14 protein-coding genes are annotated in these 17,360 nt (G+C 71.7%); 7 read left to right on the top strand and 7 right to left on the bottom strand.

Annotated features, from left to right (window positions below; translation table 11 throughout):
• Positions 1-30 precede the first annotated feature (30 nt).
• On the top strand, positions 31-909 hold the full coding sequence (locus tag ACWDYJ_RS01795) for a carbohydrate kinase family protein (RefSeq protein ID WP_451563454.1): 879 nt from the start codon (positions 31-33) through the stop codon (positions 907-909).
• Positions 910-1,353: 444 nt separating this feature from the next.
• Here the strand turns inward: ACWDYJ_RS01795 and uvrA are convergent, their stop codons facing one another.
• The gene (gene uvrA / locus ACWDYJ_RS01790; RefSeq protein WP_451563453.1) at positions 1,354-4,314 is read right to left on the bottom strand and encodes an excinuclease ABC subunit UvrA; all 2,961 of its coding nucleotides are present in this window, start codon (positions 4,312-4,314) and stop codon (positions 1,354-1,356) included.
• Between the two features lie 188 nt (positions 4,315-4,502).
• Between uvrA and ACWDYJ_RS01785 the strand changes: the two genes are divergently transcribed.
• The 3 genes from ACWDYJ_RS01785 to ACWDYJ_RS01775 all read left to right on the top strand — a co-directional run bounded on the left by ACWDYJ_RS01785 (position 4,503) and on the right by ACWDYJ_RS01775 (position 7,353).
• Positions 4,503-5,192 (top strand): maleylpyruvate isomerase family mycothiol-dependent enzyme, encoded by a 690-nt coding sequence (locus tag ACWDYJ_RS01785; protein ID WP_451563452.1) that lies wholly within the window; start codon positions 4,503-4,505, stop codon positions 5,190-5,192.
• Between the two features lie 44 nt (positions 5,193-5,236).
• Complete coding sequence (locus tag ACWDYJ_RS01780; RefSeq protein ID WP_451563451.1) at positions 5,237-5,893, top strand: MBL fold metallo-hydrolase; 657 nt, start codon at positions 5,237-5,239, stop codon at positions 5,891-5,893.
• 92 nt (positions 5,894-5,985) lie between these two features.
• Positions 5,986-7,353 carry an MFS transporter gene (locus ACWDYJ_RS01775; protein ID WP_451563450.1) on the top strand — a complete coding sequence of 456 codons (1,368 nt, stop codon included), beginning with the start codon at positions 5,986-5,988 and terminating at the stop codon, positions 7,351-7,353.
• Positions 7,354-7,383: 30 nt separating this feature from the next.
• On the opposite strand, the gene ACWDYJ_RS01770 is transcribed toward ACWDYJ_RS01775, so the two are convergent.
• The 4 genes from ACWDYJ_RS01770 to uvrB form a co-directional block, all read right to left on the bottom strand.
• Complete coding sequence (locus ACWDYJ_RS01770; RefSeq protein ID WP_451563449.1) at positions 7,384-8,367, bottom strand: TerC/Alx family metal homeostasis membrane protein; 984 nt, start codon at positions 8,365-8,367, stop codon at positions 7,384-7,386.
• 253 nt (positions 8,368-8,620) lie between these two features.
• On the bottom strand, positions 8,621-10,591 hold the full coding sequence (locus ACWDYJ_RS01765) for a TerD family protein (protein WP_451563448.1): 1,971 nt from the start codon (positions 10,589-10,591) through the stop codon (positions 8,621-8,623).
• A gap of 43 nt (positions 10,592-10,634) precedes the next feature.
• Positions 10,635-11,213 carry a TerD family protein gene (locus tag ACWDYJ_RS01760; protein ID WP_451563447.1) on the bottom strand — a complete coding sequence of 193 codons (579 nt, stop codon included), beginning with the start codon at positions 11,211-11,213 and terminating at the stop codon, positions 10,635-10,637.
• Positions 11,214-11,301: 88 nt separating this feature from the next.
• Positions 11,302-13,458: an excinuclease ABC subunit UvrB gene (gene uvrB, locus ACWDYJ_RS01755; protein WP_451563446.1), complete on the bottom strand. Its 2,157-nt coding sequence runs from the start codon at positions 13,456-13,458 to the stop codon at positions 11,302-11,304.
• A gap of 200 nt (positions 13,459-13,658) precedes the next feature.
• Here uvrB and ACWDYJ_RS01750 point away from each other — a divergent pair, with 200 nt between their 5' ends.
• From ACWDYJ_RS01750 to ACWDYJ_RS01740, 3 genes are all read left to right on the top strand, one after another.
• Positions 13,659-14,591 carry a glycerophosphodiester phosphodiesterase gene (locus ACWDYJ_RS01750; RefSeq protein ID WP_451563445.1) on the top strand — a complete coding sequence of 311 codons (933 nt, stop codon included), beginning with the start codon at positions 13,659-13,661 and terminating at the stop codon, positions 14,589-14,591.
• Positions 14,592-14,625: 34 nt separating this feature from the next.
• A complete protein-coding gene (locus tag ACWDYJ_RS01745; protein ID WP_451563444.1) occupies positions 14,626-15,198 on the top strand; it encodes a methylated-DNA--[protein]-cysteine S-methyltransferase in 573 nt (190 codons plus the stop codon).
• Positions 15,199-15,364: 166 nt separating this feature from the next.
• Positions 15,365-16,684, top strand: coding sequence for an MFS transporter (locus ACWDYJ_RS01740; protein ID WP_451563443.1), 1,320 nt, complete (start codon positions 15,365-15,367; stop codon positions 16,682-16,684).
• A 4-nt stretch (positions 16,685-16,688) separates the two neighbouring features.
• Here the strand turns inward: ACWDYJ_RS01740 and ACWDYJ_RS01735 are convergent, their stop codons facing one another.
• Positions 16,689-17,069 (bottom strand): cupin domain-containing protein, encoded by a 381-nt coding sequence (locus tag ACWDYJ_RS01735; RefSeq protein ID WP_451563442.1) that lies wholly within the window; start codon positions 17,067-17,069, stop codon positions 16,689-16,691.
• A 73-nt stretch (positions 17,070-17,142) separates the two neighbouring features.
• On the bottom strand, positions 17,143-17,352 hold the full coding sequence (locus tag ACWDYJ_RS01730) for a hypothetical protein (protein ID WP_451563441.1): 210 nt from the start codon (positions 17,350-17,352) through the stop codon (positions 17,143-17,145).
• Positions 17,353-17,360 lie beyond the last annotated feature (8 nt).

Here is a 17,360-nt window from a genome sequence, read left to right as displayed (position 1 = left end):
TACCGGCGCCCGATGGGGTAGCTTCCCCGCGTGATCGTCGTCGGTGGTGAAGCCCTGATCGACCTGGTGCCCGTCGCGGAGCCGCCGGGCGCGCTGGTGCCCCGGGCCGGCGGCGGACCGTACAACACGGCGCTGGCGCTCGGCCGGCTCGGGGCCGACGTCGCCTTCTGCTCCCGGGTGTCGGCCGACGGTTTCGGCGAGAGCCTCCTGGCCGGGCTGCGGGCCGCCGGGGTGGACCTCTCGCTGGTCCAGCGCGGGCCGGAGCCGACCACGCTCGCCGTACCCTCGCTGACCCGGGACGGCTCGGCCGCGTACGGCTTCTACGTCGAGGGGACGGCCGACCGGCTCTTCAGCCTGCCGCCCGCGCTGCCCCCGGGCGTACGGGCCCTCGCGCTCGGCACCTGCTCGCTGGTGCTGGAGCCCGGCGCGAGCGCCTACGAGGCGCTGCTGCGGCGGGAGTCGCGGCGCGGGCTGGCGACCCTGCTGGACCCCAACATCCGCCCCGCGCTGATCGCCGATCCGGTCGCGTACCGGGAGCGCTTCCTGAGCTGGCTGCCGTACGTGTCGGTCCTGAAGCTGTCGGAGGAGGACGCGGCCTGGCTGGGCGGCGGCGCCGGCGACTGGCTGGCGGCGGGGCCGTCGGCGGTGGTGCTCACCCGGGGCGCGGCGGGTCTGACGGTGTGGACGGCGGAGGGTGCGGAGCACAGCGTGGCGGCACGCCGCGTTCCGGTCGTCGACACGATCGGCGCGGGCGACACGGTCAACGCGGCGCTGCTGCACCGGCTGTGGGGAACAGAACCGGCGTCGGCGGACTGGCCGGACGTCCTGTCCTTCGCCGCCCACGCCGCCGCGCTGACGTGCACCCGGGCGGGCGCCGAGCCGCCGTACGCGGCCGAACTCACCGGATGACGGCTGCGGCCCGCGGAGCGGCGTCGCTCGTACCCATGAAGATGCCGCCGCTCGACGCGGGCCACGGGGTCACCGCGGTGGTCCACGACCCGGCCCGGGCGCGGCGGGCAAACCGGCCGAGACCATACCCGTCGCGGCACCGGTCGGGCCTTGGGGGACGGCGAGGGGTGCTCCCTCACGCTGGGCCACCCGATGCCGCGCAGCCGATGGCCGCGAGCGGTACGCGGCGACCGTGGTCAGGGCCCCCGACGCTGCCGGCGTGGCGGACGCCCTCCTGACGGCCGGCGCGTCCGGTCGACCCGAGCCCCGCCGGCGGTATCCCCGGGCCCAGTCCGGAGGTCGCGTCGCGGGGCTCGGCGGCGGAACCCCGCAACGGCGCCGTACGGCGAAGGGCCCGGCCGCCGGCCGAGCCCCTCACCGCTCCCGCTCACCACAGCGCAGCGACTACGCCTTGCGCGGTGCCCGCACGGCCTTCTTGGCCGGAGCCGCCTTCTTCGCCGGAGCCGCCCGCTTGACCGCGGCCTTCTTCACCGCGGCCGGAGGCGCCCCGGCATCGGACACCCGGTCCGCGCCCAGGATGTCGCGCAGGAACTTGCCCGTGTGGCTCGCGCCCACCGACGCGACCTGCTCGGGGGTGCCCTCCGCGACGACCAGACCGCCGCCGTAGCCGCCCTCGGGTCCCATGTCGACGACCCAGTCGGCGGTCTTGATGACGTCCATGTTGTGCTCGATGACGATCACCGAGTTGCCCTTGTCCACCAGGCCCGACAGCACCTTGATGAGCTTGCTGATGTCCTCGAAGTGCAGGCCGGTCGTCGGCTCGTCCAGCACGTAGACCGTCCGCCCCGTCTGCCGCTTCTGCAGCTCGGACGCCAGCTTCACGCGCTGCGCCTCACCGCCCGACAGCGTCGGCGCGGACTGGCCGAGGCGGACGTAGCCCAGCCCCACCTCGTTCAGGGTCCGCAGGTGGCGCGAGATCGTCGGCACCGCCTCGAAGAAGTCCAGCGCCTCCTCGATGGGCATGTTCAGGACCTCGGCGATGGACTTGCCCTTGTAGTGGACCTCCAGCGTCTCGCGGTTGTACCGGGCGCCGTGGCACACCTCGCACGGGACGTAGACGTCCGGCAGGAAGTTCATCTCGATCTTGATCGTGCCGTCGCCGGAGCAGTTCTCGCAGCGGCCGCCCTTGACGTTGAAGGAGAAGCGGCCCGGCAGGTAGCCGCGCACCTTCGCCTCCATCGTCTCCGCGAAGAGCTTGCGCACGTGGTCGAAGACGCCCGTGTACGTCGCAGGGTTGGACCGCGGGGTCCGCCCGATCGGCGACTGGTCGACATGGACGACCTTGTCCACCAGGTCGTCGCCGTCCACCCGCGTGTGCCGTCCGGGCACGGACCGGGCGCCGTTCAGCTCCCGGGCCAGGTGCGTGTAGAGGATGTCGTTGACCAGGGTCGACTTGCCGGAGCCGGAGACGCCGGTGACGGCCGTGAGCACGCCCAGCGGGAAGGACACGTCGATGTCCCGCAGGTTGTTCTCCTTGGCGCCGTGCACGGTCAGCTTCCGCTCGCCGTTCACGGGACGGCGTACGTCCGGCACCGCGATGGAGCGCTTGCCCGACAGGTACTGGCCGGTCAGCGACTCGGGGTTCTCCAGCAGCTCCTTCAGCGAGCCGCTGTGCACCACCTTGCCGCCGTGCTCGCCCGCGCCGGGGCCGATGTCCACGACCCAGTCGGCCACCTTGATGGTGTCCTCGTCGTGCTCGACGACGATCAGCGTGTTGCCCATGTCCCGCAGCCGCACCAGCGTCTCGATCAGCCGGTGGTTGTCCCGCTGGTGCAGGCCGATGGACGGCTCGTCCAGCACGTACAGCACGCCGACCAGGCCGGAGCCGATCTGCGTGGCCAGCCGGATGCGCTGGGCCTCACCGCCCGAGAGGGTGCCGGCGGCGCGGTTCAGCGAGAGGTAGTCCAGGCCCACGTCCACCAGGAAGCGGAGCCGCTCGTTGACCTCCTTGAGGACCCGCTCTGCGATCTTCTTGTCGCGCGCGTCGAGCCGCATGCGCCCCAGGAACTCCGCGCACTCGCTGATCGACATCGCGGCGACGTCGGCGATGGACTTCTCCATCACCGTCACGGCGAGCACGATCGGCTTGAGCCGGGTGCCCTCACAGGTCGGACACGGCACCTCGCGCATGTAGCCCTCGAAGCGCTCGCGGCTCGTGTCGCTCTCGGATTCCGCGTGCCGCCGCTTGACGAACGGCACGGCGCCCTCGAAGGCCGTCGTGTAGGCCCGCTCGCGCCCGTACCGGTTGCGGTAGCGGACCTCGATCTGCGTCTTGTGCCCGTACAGGAGGGCCTTCTTCGCACGCGCCGGCAGCCCGGCCCACGGGATGTCCGTACGGAAGCCCAGCTCCGCGGCGAGTGCGCCGATCAGCCGCTGGAAGTAGTCCTTGGTGTGGCCGAGCGACCACGGCGAGACGGCGCCCTCGTCCAGGGACCTGTCCTCGTCCGGGATGATCAGCTCCGGGTCCACCTCCATGCGCGTACCGATACCGGTGCACTCGGGGCAGGCGCCGAAGGGCGAGTTGAACGAGAAGGAGCGTGGCTCCAGCTCCTCGAAGGAGAGGTCGTCGTACGGGCAGTAGAGATGCTCGGAGAACATCCGCTCGCGCTCGGGATCGTCCTCGGCGAGGTCGACGAAGTCCAGGATCACCATGCCGCCGGAGAGGCCCAGCGCGGTCTCGACGGAGTCGGTGAGCCGGCGCTTGGCGCTGTCCTTGACCGTGAGGCGGTCGATGACCACCTCGATGGTGTGCTTCTCCTGCTTCTTCAGCGTGGGCGGCTCGGAGAGCTGGATGGTCTCCCCGTCCACCCGCGCCCGGCTGTAGCCCTTGGTCTGGAGATCGGCGAAGAGGTCGACGAACTCGCCCTTGCGCTCGCGCACCAGCGGGGACAGCACCTGGAAGCGGCTGCCCTCGGGCAGTGCGAGCACCTTGTCGACGATCGCCTGCGGCGACTGCCGCGTGATCGGGCGGCGGCACTCGGGGCAGTGCGGCTTCCCGATGCGGGCGAAGAGCAGGCGGAGGTAGTCGTAGACCTCGGTGATGGTGCCGACGGTCGAGCGCGGGTTGCGCGAGGTCGACTTCTGGTCGATCGAGACGGCCGGGGAGAGGCCCTCGATGAAGTCGACGTCGGGCTTGTCCATCTGCCCGAGGAACTGGCGGGCGTACGAGGAGAGCGACTCGACGTAGCGGCGCTGGCCCTCGGCGAAGATCGTGTCGAAGGCCAGGGAGGACTTGCCCGAGCCGGAGAGTCCGGTGAAGACGATGAGTGAGTCGCGGGGCAGGTCGAGCGAGACGTTCTTGAGATTGTGCTCGCGAGCGCCACGAACGATGAGACGGTCGGTCACGCCGGTCTGCACCTTTCTTGAGAGAGCGGGGGGCACGGGGCCCCCGTCCCAGGGTATGGGGGGCGCCTCTGCGATGGAGTTGGAGTCTGGGCTTCCGAGCGTATAGCACGCACATTCGATTTACGGCACTCCGCAGACCGCTTCACCCGATCGTGTGGCCGAGGCCCGGAGCGGACTAGGCTCGGTCCATGACTGATCATGTGCACGACCTGCGATCTGTACGTGAAGCCACCGAGCGGCTGCTGACCGCGGTGGCGAAGCTGGACAACGCCGCCCTCACCGAGGAGTCACATCTCCCCGGCTGGACCCGTGGCCACGTCCTGGCCCACCTCGCGCGCAACGCGGACGCCCTCGTGAACGTCTTCGAGGGACGCCCCATGTACGAGAGCGCCGCCGCACGCGACACGGACATCGAGCGCGACGCCGACCGGACTCTGGAACAACAACTGACGGACGTCCGTGATTCCGCGGCCCGCTTCCTCGCGGTCGCCGAAGCCCCCCAGGACTGGTCGCGCACCGTCGAGCTGCGCGGCGGCGTCACCGACCTCGCGGCCAACGTGCCCTTCCGCCGGCTCGTCGAGGTCGAGCTCCACCACGTCGACCTGAACGTCGGCTACGAGCTCGCCGACCTCCCCGACGAGTTCACCGGCCGCGAGATCGCCTTCCTCGCCGACCGGTGGTCGGCTCGCCCCGAGGTGCCGCCGACCGCCCTCGTCGCGGCCGACGGGCGCACCTGGCGCACCGGCACCGCCGGAGATCCGGCCGTCACCGTGTCCGGCACCGCCGCCGGGCTGCTGGCCTGGCTGGCCGGCCGCGGCGACAAGGGCGCCTCCCTGACCACCGCGGGCGGCCCGCTGCCCGAGCTTCCCCCGCTCTAGCCTGTGACACCCCTACCAGCCCGCGACCCACCTAGGATCACCACATGACGTACAGCGGAGCGGTCAAGGTCGGCGGTCCGGCCGACGTGCACGAACTCGCGGACCTGATGATTTCCAAGGTCGCGGTGGGCTCGATGAACAACAACGCGTACCTGCTGCGCTGCCGGGCCACCGGCGCGCAGCTGCTGATCGACGCGGCCGCCGAGGCGGACACGCTGCTCAGCCTGATCGGCGACGACGGCATCGAGTCCGTCGTCACGACCCACCGGCACGGGGACCACTGGGGCGCCCTCGCGGCCGTGGTCGCGGCGACGGGGGCGCGGACGTACGCGGGCGCCTACGACGCCGAGGGCATCCCGGTCGCCACGGACGTCCTGGTCGAGGACGGGGACACGATCCGGGTCGGCCGCGTCGAGCTGACCGCGCGGCACCTGGTCGGGCACACGCCCGGCTCGATCGCGCTGGTCTACGACGACCCCCACGGTCACCCGCACGTGTTCACCGGCGACTGCCTCTTCCCCGGCGGAGTCGGCAACACCTGGGGCGACCCGAAGGCCTTCGCGCGGCTGATCGACGACGTGGAGCACCAGCTCTTCGAGCAGCTGCCGGACGAGACGTGGGTCTACCCGGGACACGGCAACGACACCACGCTCGGCGCCGAGCGTCCCCACCTGGCGGAGTGGCGCGAGCGCGGGTGGTGATCCCGGTCAACGCCGCGGGACGGGGCACACCTTCCGGTCGATGATGACCGAACGCATGTCCTGGGGGTGCGGGGTGGGGTAGTTGCTGCACCATGCAACAGCACCCCTCTCCCACCACCTCACCCACCACCTCCCCTCCCTCCTCCCCCTCGATGCTGCGCCTCGCCACTGCCTCGCTCGCCGGCACCGCCATCGAGTTCTACGACTTCTTCGTCTACGGCACGGCCGCCGCCCTGGTGCTCGGCCCCCTCTTCTTCCCGTCCTTCTCCCCGCTCGCCGGAACCCTCGCCGCATTCGGCACGTTCGCCGTCGGGTTCCTCGCCCGCCCGCTGGGCTCGGCGGTCTTCGGCCACATCGGCGACCGCTACGGCCGCCGTCCGGTGCTGCTCGGCTCGCTGCTGCTCACCGGCGTCGCCACGGTGGCCGTCGGCTGCGTGCCCTCGTACGCCTCGATCGGCATCGCCGCTCCGCTGCTCCTGCTCCTGCTGCGCTTCCTGCAAGGACTCGGGCTCGGCGGCGAGTGGGGCGGGGCCGTGCTCCTGACCGCCGAGCACGCGCCCGAACGCCGGCGCGGCCTGTGGTCGAGCTTCCCGCAGATCGGCCCCGCCGTGGGCTTCCTACTGGCCAACGGACTGATGCTGGTGCTGTCCGGCACCTTGAGCGACGCCCAGTTCACCGCCTGGGGCTGGCGGGTTCCCTTCTGGGCCGCCGGGCTGCTGGCGCTGGCCGGGCTCTGGCTGCGGCGAACGGTCGAGGAGACCCCGCAGTTCCGGGAGCTCGCCGAGACCGGCCGCCGGGCCGAGGCACCGCTCTCCGAGGTCGTACGCGGCCACTGGCGGCTGCTCCTGCTGACCGCGGGGGCCCTGGCCGTCGGATATGCCGTCTTCTACGCGGTCACCACCTGGTCCCTCGCCTACGCCACCGAGCGCCTGGGCGTGGACCGCACCGTGATGCTGGCCTGCATCATGGCGGCGGTCCTGCTCAAGGGGCTGGTCACCCCGCTCGCGGCAGTGCTCGGGGACCGCTGGGGGCGGCGGCCGCTGTGCCTGGCCGGCTGTACGGCCTGCGTGGTGTGGATGTTCCCCTTCGTCGGGCTGCTGCGCACGGCGGACCCGCTGCTGATGACGCTGGGCTTCGTCGGCGCGCTGCTGGGGATGGTGACGATGTTCGCGGTGGTGGGCGCGTACCTGCCCGAGCTGTACGCCCCGCGGATCCGCTGCACGGGCGCGGCCGTCGGCTACAACCTGGGCGGCGTACTGGGCGGGGCGCTGACCCCGATCGTGGCGACGGCGCTGGCGGACGGCTCCGGTCCGCCGTGGGGCGTGGCGGTGTACCTGACCGGGATCGCGCTGGTCAGCCTGGGCTGCTTCGCGCTGCTGCCGGAGACGAATCCGGTGGTCGTGCGCGAGCGGGACGCGGGTACGGCAACGGGGGCGGCCGAAGCGACCGCCCCCGCGTAGATCCGTAGATCCGTAGACCCGTAGGTCTCGTTACGCGTCGATGCTCTCCGAGCGGGTGGCGGCCTCGGCCGCCGCCTGCTTCTTCGAGGCCATCAGGCTGGTGACGGTGGTGATCACCAGGACACCGCAGATGACACCCAGGGAGACCGGGATGGAGATCTGCGGGACGTGCAGCCCGGACTCGTGCAGGGCGTGCAGCACGAGCTTGACGCCGATGAACCCGAGGATGGCGGAGAGGCCGAAGCTGAGGTGGACCAGCTTCTTGAGCAGACCGCCGATCAGGAAGTACAGCTGGCGCAGCCCCATCAGGGCGAAGGCGTTGGCGGTGAAGACGATGTACGGGTCCTGGGTGAGACCGAAGATCGCGGGGATCGAGTCCAGGGCGAACAGCACATCGGTGGTTCCGATGGCGAGCATCACGACCATCAGCGGGGTCAGGACGCGCTTGCCGTTGTTCCGGATGAAGAGCTTGGTGCCGTGGTAGCGGTCGGCGACGCCGAACTTCTTCTCGATCGACTTGAGGAGACGGTTCTCCTCGAACTCCTCCTCTTCGTCGTCCTTCAGCGCCTCCTGGATCAGCTTCCACGCGGTGTAGATCAGGAACGCGCCGAAGATGTAGAAGACCCACGAGAAGTTGGTGATGATCGCGGCGCCCGCCGCGATGAAGATCGCGCGCAGGACCAGGGCGATCAGCACACCGATCAGCAGCACGCGCTGCTGGAGGTGGGAGGGCACCGAGAACTTCGCCATGATGAGCACGAAGACGAAGAGGTTGTCCACGCTCAGCGACTTCTCGGTGATGAAGCCGGCGAAGAACTCCTGCGAGGCCTGGCCGTTGCCGAAGAACAGCAGGCCGAGGCCGAAGAGCACAGCGAGGGCGACCCAGACGACGGTCCAGATGCCCGCTTCCTTCATGGAAACGTCGTGGGGCTTGCGGCCGATGAAGAAGTCGGCGCCGATCAGGACGCCCAGACCGGCAATGGTCAGCACCCATAGGGTCAACGAAACATCCACTATTTACCCGCCTCCGGCAGATGGCTCAGCACATGGTCAGCGTCATCGCTGCCGGAGGTCTCTTCCACCCGGCCGGCCTGGAGGCCACGGGCCGGCGCCCCGGGACCGAATGCGGTCCGTATTGACGGGTACGCCGTAGCAGGCAAGCAGGAATACTCCCCTCCGCGTTCACCAGGGTACCCGCCGGAGCCGGAAAAGGTAAAGGGATGGCCAAGGACTGGTCATCGCAGGGTTTTCCGGCCCCCGCCCGCCGTCAGGGCCGGGCGGTGCGCCGGGCCCGCGCTATCCGCTCCAATGCCTGGTCCAGCACCCGGCTGCCCTGCGGGGGCAGATCCGGGGAGAAGGTCCAGGCGTGGTGGACCCAGGGGTCGGCGAGATGGTTGTCCGGCACCGGTGACAGCCGCATCAGCGAGCGCCACAGCGGATCCAGCAGCGGCCCGTACGCCGAGGCCTCGTCACGGTCCGCGACCATCAGCAGGTGCACGCCTACCGCCGGGCCCTCGTCTGCCAGGTAGCGCAGCTGCGTCACGGCGCGGTCGTCGAAACCGTGCGGGAAGTCGTGCACGAGCACCAGCTGCTCGGCCCGGTCCACATCCGGCGGCAAGTCCTCCGGAGCGCCGGCGCGCAGTGCCATCTGTACGAGGTCCACCCGCCGCGTCAGCTGCGCCAGGGTCTGGGTGACCCCGGCGGCCCCGGCGGCGGGCGGCGCGGCCAGCACCCCGGCGCGTACCAGGGGGGCCAGCGAGGCGGCGCCCGCCCCGGCCGCGTCGATGACGTGGAGGGAGAACCGGTCCGCGGGGTGGACGGCGAGCAGCCGTACGGCGTGCGCCACGGCCATGTCCATGGCGGCGCGGCGCAACCGGTCGGTGTCCATCGCCATGGCGGCCTCGGAGCCCGTGCGGCCGTTGTCGATCCACAGGCCCCGCTCCAGCGGGAACCGCATCAGCATCGGGATCCGCAGGTCGGGCCGCTCGGGCAGGGTCAGGTCGCCCAGGCGCAGCGCCAGCGGGCCCTCCTCGGGCGTGCCCGAGCCCTGGCCGTGCCAGACGGGGTTGTCCCAACGGGCGTACGCGGCCGGCAGCGCGGGCTCGACCACCTCGGACTCGGCGACCAGCTGGGCCAGGTCCCGGTCCAGCACGGCCCGTGCCTGGGCGACCAGCTCGTCGCGGCGGGCGCGGGCGGTGTCGCGGGCGGCGTTGCCGGAGCCCGCGAGCCGGTCGCGGGGGTCGGACAGGGCCGCGTCGAGCTCGCGGTCGAGGCGCGAGTCGGCGAAGTCGACGGCGCTGCGGTAGGCGGCGACGGTGCGGGCCAGGTCCTCGAACATGCCCCAGACCTGGTTGTAGAGCCGCTCCTCCATGGACCAGCCGTCGGCGTCCCCGGCGACGGGGCGCGGGTACTGGCCCGGCTCGGCAGCGGGGGCCGGCCGGGGCGCCGGTTCGGGCGGCTCGGCGCTGGTACGGCGGCGGCGCGGGTGGGCGTAGTCGACGGTGGGCGGGCCGCCGGCCGCGTCCGCGACGGTGGCGCCGGAGGCGGGCGCGGAGACGGGCGCGGGGCCCGGATCCAGCGGGGTGGTGGCAGGCGTGGGCTCCTGCGGGGCGGCGTCGCGCGAGCCGCGTAGATTCCGCGGCTGTCCGGGCCGGGAGGCGAAGGTGCGGTCGCCCTCGCCGCTCCGCGCGGCCGGTGCGGCCGCCTTGAGGGCGGCGGCGGCCAGCGCGGTGGCCTCGGGCGCGGCCAGTCCGCCGTCGACGAGCAGGGCGCCGAGGCCGTCCGCGTATCCCTGGCCGACGGCCCGTACCTTCCAGGCGTCCTGGCGCCGGTACAGCTCCAGGGCCACCACGGCGGTCTCGCTCTCCAGGCCCGTCAGGGTGAAGCCGGCGAGCTCGGCTCCGCCCTCGCCCGCCACCGCGACGTACGACGCCGGGACCGCGCCGAAGCGGACCGGGCCGCCGGGCGGCAGGACGAGGACCACGCCGATCTTGTGGACGTCCGCCGCGACGGCGTCGAGGTCGACCGCGAAGGTGTGCCGGTCGGCGAGCCCCGCGGGCACCTGAAGCCCGGGGAGCGACGGGGCCCCCGGGTGCGCGAGGACCCCGGGGCCGGAGAACCGGCCCCGTTCGTCCGCCAGCGAGGCCAGGGCGAGCACGGGCGCGCCCGCCGAAACCCTGACCTCCACCCGGCTGTGGGACACGGGGTGGTTCTGCCCCCGGACCAGTTCGGCCGTCATCGTGCAGCCCCTCCCCCGTGCCTTCTTCTCTTGTCCGGTACTGCTACAGGTGCGGCAGGATCGACGGCATCAGGTCCTGGAAGGTCCGGCCGTTGGCCGGGTTTCCGAGGGCCGTCATCTGCCAGCCGCTGCCGACACGCGATACCTTCGCCATGATCTGCGCGGTGTACTGGCCGCCGCCGTCGAGGGTGTAACGGGCCATCTCCTGGCCGTTGGTCTCGTCGACGATGCGGCAGAACGCGTTCTGCACTTCCTGGAAGGTCTGGCCGGTGAACGAGTTCACCGTGAAGACGATCTGGTCGATGTGCACCGGCACGCGCTGGAGGTCGACGAGGATGGCCTCGTCGTCCCCACCCTGACCGACGCCGCCGACGAGGTTGTCGCCGGTGTGCCGGACAGAGCCGTCATCGCTCTGCAGGTGCCGGAAGAACACGACGTCCACGGGCTGCTTGTCGGCGAAGAGCACCGCCGACGCGTCCAGGTCGATCTCCCGGGTCCGCGAGCCGAACAGCCCACGGCGCTTGGCAGCCTGCCAGCCGAGGCCCATCCGGACCGCGGTCAGCGTGCCGCCGTCCGCCTTCTGCAGACTGATGGCCTGACCCTTGGTCATGTTGACCGTCACGCGATGTCCCCTCTCCATAGCCCGCCCCAATAACGAGCGCGCCGCGTGTACCTGCGACTGTGCCCCAACCCTACTGACAGCCCCCGAGTCAGGCGAGGCCCGCTTCCTTCATCTGCCGAAGCTCCTTCTTCAGCTCGCCCACCTCGTCCCGGATCCGGGCCGCCACCTCGAACTGCAGCTCCGCTGCCGCGCCCCTCATCCGCTCGGTCATCTGCTCGATCAGCGCGGCCAGTTCGGCGGCGGGCCGGTCGGTGAGCACCTCGGCCGCCTTGGCGCCCTTGGCCCCCCTGGCGCCCTTGCCCGCCTTGGCCTGAGCCGCCTTGCCGCCCAGCGCGGGGACCGGCGCCACGGCCACCACCTTGCCGTCCTTGGCCTGCCGGTAGCCGGTGCCGAGCAGTTCCTCGGTGTCCAGCTCCTCGCGGGCGATGGTGGCGACGATGTCGTTGATCTTCTTGCGCAGCGGCTGCGGGTCGATCCCGTGGGCCGTGTTGTACGCGACCTGCTTCTCCCGGCGGCGGTTCGTCTCGTCGATCGCCTGCGCCATCGCCGGAGTGATCGTGTCCGCGTACATGTGGACCTGGCCGGAGACGTTGCGCGCCGCGCGGCCGATGGTCTGGATCAACGAGGTGCCCGAGCGCAGGAAGCCCTGCTTGTCGGCGTCGAGGATCGCCACCAGCGACACCTCGGGCAGGTCGAGGCCCTCGCGCAGCAGGTTGATGCCGACCAGGACGTCGTACTCGCCGGAGCGCAGTTCGCGCAGCAGCTCGATGCGGCGCAGGGTGTCGACGTCGCTGTGCAGGTAGCGGACCTGGATGCCGAGCTCCAGGAAGTAGTCCGTCAGGTCCTCGGACATCTTCTTGGTCAGGGTGGTGACCAGGACCCGCTCGTTCTTCTCCACGCGCCGGCGGATCTCGTGCACCAGGTCGTCGATCTGGCCCTCGGTGGGCTTGACCACGACCTCGGGGTCGATCAGGCCGGTGGGGCGGATGATCTGCTCGACGAAGCCCTTGCCGCGCGAGAGCTCGTACTTGCCGGGCGTGGCCGACAGGTAGACGGTCTGGCCGATGCGCTCCTGGAATTCCTCCCACTTCAGCGGCCGGTTGTCGAGCGCGGACGGCAGGCGGAAGCCGTGGTCGACCAGGGTCCGCTTGCGCGAGGCGTCTCCCTCGTACATCGCGCCGATCTGCGGCACCGTGACGTGGGACTCGTCGATGACGAGGAGGAAGTCCTCGGGGAAGTAGTCGATGAGGGTGTTGGGCGCGGAGCCGCGCTCGCGGTCGTCCATGTGCAGCGAGTAGTTCTCGATGCCGGAGCAGGACCCGATCTGGCGCATCATCTCCAGGTCGTACGTGGTGCGCATGCGCAGCCGCTGCGCCTCCAGCATCTTGCCCTGCTTCTCCAGCTCCGCGAGGCGCGAGGCGAGCTCCGCCTCGATGCCGGCGATCGCCTTCTCCATGCGCTCGGGACCGGCCACGTAGTGGCTCGCGGGGAAGACGTAGAGCTCGCGGTCCTCGCTGATGACCTCGCCGGTCAGCGGGTGGAGGGTGGAGAGCGCCTCGATCTCGTCGCCGAACATCTCGATGCGGACGGCCAGTTCCTCGTAGACCGGGAAGATCTCGATGGTGTCGCCGCGCACGCGGAAGGTGCCGCGGGTGAAGGCGACGTCGTTGCGCGTGTACTGGATGTCGACGAAGCGGCGCAGCAGCTGGTCGCGGTCGATCTCCTCCCCGACCTTGAGGGAGACCATCCGGTCGACGTACTCCTGCGGGGTGCCGAGGCCGTAGATGCAGGACACGGACGCGACGACGATCACGTCGCGGCGGGTCAGCAGGGAGTTGGTCGCGGAGTGGCGCAGCCGCTCCACCTCCTCGTTGATCGAGGAGTCCTTCTCGATGTAGGTGTCCGACTGCGGTACGTAGGCCTCGGGCTGGTAGTAGTCGTAGTACGAGACGAAGTACTCGACGGCGTTTTTCGGCAGGAGCTCGCGGAACTCGTTCGCCAGCTGGGCGGCGAGCGTCTTGTTCGGCGCCATCACCAGGGTGGGGCGCTGAAGCTTCTCGATCATCCACGCCGTGGTCGCCGACTTGCCCGTGCCGGTCGCGCCGAGCAGGACGACGTCCTTCTCACCTGCGCGGATGCGCTTCTCCAGCTCGGCGATGGCCGCCGGCTGGTCGCCGCTGGGCTGGTAGGAGCTGACGACCTCGAAAGGCGCCACCGTGCGTTCGATCTTCGATACGGGCCGCATGAGTCAACCGTACGGCCCCCCACTGACAGTCAGCGCCGGCCTGGTCCGTTTGTCGTAGTTCGGTGGCGCCGCGGTGATCTCCAACCCCATGATCGCCGTAGAACCGCTCGCCGTTAGTGCATCCAGTGCATCGCCGCAACGTCTGCCGTGCCGCGCCCGTTTGAGGCAGGAGCAGGGTTCACGACCCGAGGAGAACGCACATGTACGTCGTCCGACCGGCCGCCGCGGCCACCGCCGCCTTCCTGGGCCTCACCCTCACCGTGCTGGGCGGCGGGACGGCCGTGTCCGCCGCGCCGGGACCGGCCGCCTCCGCAGCCGGGGCGGGGGCCGGGGCCGGGCCGAGCGCGTTCGCCGGGCCGGTCGTGTACGCCCACCGGGGAGCTTCGGCGTACGCCCCGGAGAACACCCTGGCCGCGGTCGACCTGGCGATGCGGCTGGGTTTCGCCTGGGTCGAGAACGACGTCCAGCGCACCAGGGACGGCGAGCTGGTGGTCGTCCACGACGACACCCTGGCCCGCACGACGGATGTGGAAGAGGTGTTCCCGGACCGCGGGCCCTGGCGGGTCAAGGACTTCACGGCCGCGGAGATCGCCCGGCTCGACGCGGGGAGCTGGTTCGGCGACGGGGAGTACACGGGCGCCGGGGTGCCGACCTTGCGGGAGTACCTGGACCGGGTGCGGCGCAACCAGCAGCGGCTGCTGCTGGAGATCAAGAAGCCGGAGCTCTACCCCGGGATCGAGGAGCAGACCCTGAAGGTGCTGGACGAGGCGGGCTGGCTCGACGAGCAGCACGTCACCCGCCGCCTGGTGGTGCAGAGCTTCAGCGCCGACTGCGTACGCATCGTGCACCGGCTGCGTCCGGACCTCGTGACGGCCTTCCTGGGCACCCCGCCCGTGGCCGACCTGCCGCGCTACGCCGAGTTCACCGACCGGATCAACCCGTGGCACACAACGATCTCGGCGGACTGGGTGGCGGCGGTGCACGACCTGCGCGGTGCCCACGGGGACGTCATGGGGGTGGACACCTGGATCGTGGACGACGCGGCCACGGCCCGCAAGGTCCAGGAGATGGGCGTGGACGGGATCATCACGAACGCTCCGGACGTCGTACGGGAGGCGGTGGGCGGATTCTGACCGCGTTGTCGGAGGCGAGCCGTACCGTGGACGCGTGGACAGCACCGAGCGGCCCCGCGGGCCGCACCTCGAATGGACCGTCGTCCCCAGCGGCAGCATCGGCATCGGGTCCCTCCTCCTGGCCGCGACCCCCGAGGGTCTGGTCCGGGTCGAGTTCCATGCCGGGCCGGACCGGGCTGAGAAGATGATCGGCTCGCTGGTCTCCCGGCTCGGCGCCGACGCCCGGCGGCCGGCACCGGGCGAGGAGGTGCTGCTGGCCGAGCCGATACGCCAGCTGACCGCGTACTTCGCCGGTTCGCTGCGGCGCTTCGAGCTGCCGCTGGACTGGCGGCTCAGCTCCGGCTTCAACCGCCGGGTCCTGCTGGAGCTGGACCGCTCGGTGCCGTACGGATCGGTCGTCGGGTACGGGGAGCTGGCCGCCCGCGTCGGGCAGCCGGGGGCGGCGCAGGCCGTGGGCAACGCCATGGGGTCGAACCCGCTGCCGCTGGTCGTGGCCTGCCACCGCGTGGTGGAGAACGACGGCGGCATCGGGGGCTTCGGGGGCGGCGTGGAGACCAAGCGGATCCTGCTGGCGCTGGAGGGCGTGCTTCCACAGCCACTGTTCTGACCTGCGGTTTCCGTGCCCCGGGGGTCCGCTGCGGGGGCGGGCCGCCCCACCGGGACCGGGTTCCCCCGCGCGGTAAGGGATGGGACACTGCCGCAGTGACCACTCGTGCCGCATCAGGCCTCACCCCGTACGCAGCCACCCGGTGCCCGCGACGGGGGTGCCCGGCATGAGCGCCACGCCCGAGACCTCACCCGGGACGTCGCCCGTGACCGGCGCACCGGTCGGCCCGGCGGAGCTGCCCCGGATCCAGCGCAGGATCACCGGTGTGCTGATCGCCTCCCAGATGCTGGGCGGCCTCGGGGTGCCGATCAGCATCGCCCTGGCGCCGGTGCTGGCCACCGAGATCAGCGGTACCGAGGCGCTGTCGGGCCTGGCCTCCACCGCCTCGGTGATCGGCACCGCCCTGCTCTCGCTCCCGCTCGCCGCCCTGATGACCTCGCGCGGGCGCCGGCCCGGGCTGGTCGTCGCCTACGCGATCGGCGCCGCCGGCGCGGGCCTCGTCGTACTGGCCGCCGCGATCAAGAACTTCCCCCTGCTGATGCTCGGCATGGCCGCCTTCGGCGCCGCCTCCTCCGCCAACCTCCAGGCCCGGTTCGCCGCCGCCGACCTCGCGGCGCCCGACCGCAGGGCCCGCGCGATCTCCGTGGTCGTCTGGGCCTCCACCATCGGCGCGGTGCTCGGCCCCAACCTCTCGGCCCCGGCCAGCGACAGCTTCGCCGGCACCTCCATACCCCAGACGGCGGGGCCCTTCGTGTGGGCCGCCGCCGTCTTCGTACTCACCGGCGCGCTGATCGGCGTACTCCTGCGGCCGGACCCGCTGCTGACGGCCCGGGCGCTGGCCGCGCCCGAGGAGCAGACCCGCCGAGGGCGCTCGCTGCGCGCCGGGTTCGCCGCCGTCAAGGCCTCCCCTCGGGCCCGGCTCGCGCTCGTCACCGTCGCCGTGTCACACACCACCATGGTCTCGATCATGGTGATGACCCCGGTCGACCTGGGCCACCACGGCGCCGACCTGAAGCTCGTCGGCCTGGTGATCAGCGGTCACATCGCGGGCATGTTCGCCTTCTCGCCGATCATGGGCTGGCTCGCCGACCGGCTCGGCAGGCTCTCCGTGATCGGCCTCGCGGCCGGGCTGCTGTCGATCGCCGCGCTGCTCGCCGGCACCGCCGACGGGAGCCACACGCAGAGCGCGATCGGCCTCTTCCTGCTCGGCCTCGGCTGGTCCGCCGGGATGGTCTCCGGCTCGGCGCTGCTGACCGACTCGGTGCCGCAGGCCGCACGGCCCGCCGTACAGGGGCTGAGCGACCTGACGATGAACACGGCCGCCGGCGTGGGCGGCGCGGCGGCCGGCCTGGTCATGGCCCAGGCCGGGTACGGCTGGCTCAACGCGATCGGCGCCGCACTGCTGCTGCCGATGGCGGCGCTCGCCCTGTTCACCGCCCGACGGCACCCGCAGCCCGTGAAGCAGGGGGCGGACGGGGACGCGTAGGCCCTCAGCAGTTGATGTGGTAGGCCTTGCGCAGCGTCTCGTGGACCGTCCAGGTCGTCTTGTCGCCCTCCCGCAGGACGCAGGCCGAACCCGGGCCCACCTCCAGGGTCGCGCCGCCCGCGACCTCGATGGTGGCGCGGCCTCTGACCACCACGAACAGTTCGTCGGCTTCGGTGTCGGTGACCACCCCGGGGGTGATCTGCCAGATTCCCCGGATCTGCGAGCCGTCCTCGGACTCCCACAGCACCTTGCCGGTGACGACGGGCGCGCCGGAGACGATCTGTCCGGGATCGAGGTCCTCGGCTTCGAGTTCGGCGTCCGGGACGTCCGCGACGGACACCGCGAAGGAGGCGGGGGCGGCGGGGCCGCGGTCACTGGTGCTCATGGCGCGTCAGCCTATTGCGACCGTCGGGCGGGGCGCGGTGACCAGAACGTCCAGCGCGGGGACGCCGCGCGCGTCATTGCGTCGAGCGCCCGGGGCGTTTCGGCCAGAGCGGCGCGTACGTCCGGGAGCGGCGGGCGGGACTCGCGTCGCGGTCCGCGTACGTGAGGTCGTAGCGGGCGGCGCGTTCGTCGCAGAAGCCGCGGCGGTCCCTGGAGGAACGGTACTCGGACAGCTTGACGCCGGAGCGGGGGCGGCGCGTTTGGGGGCGCGAATCCGGTGCCATGGATGGGG

The sequence above is a fragment of the Streptomyces sp. NPDC003042 genome, from assembly GCF_053591315.1.
This window is presented reverse-complemented; position numbering and strand designations above follow the sequence as displayed.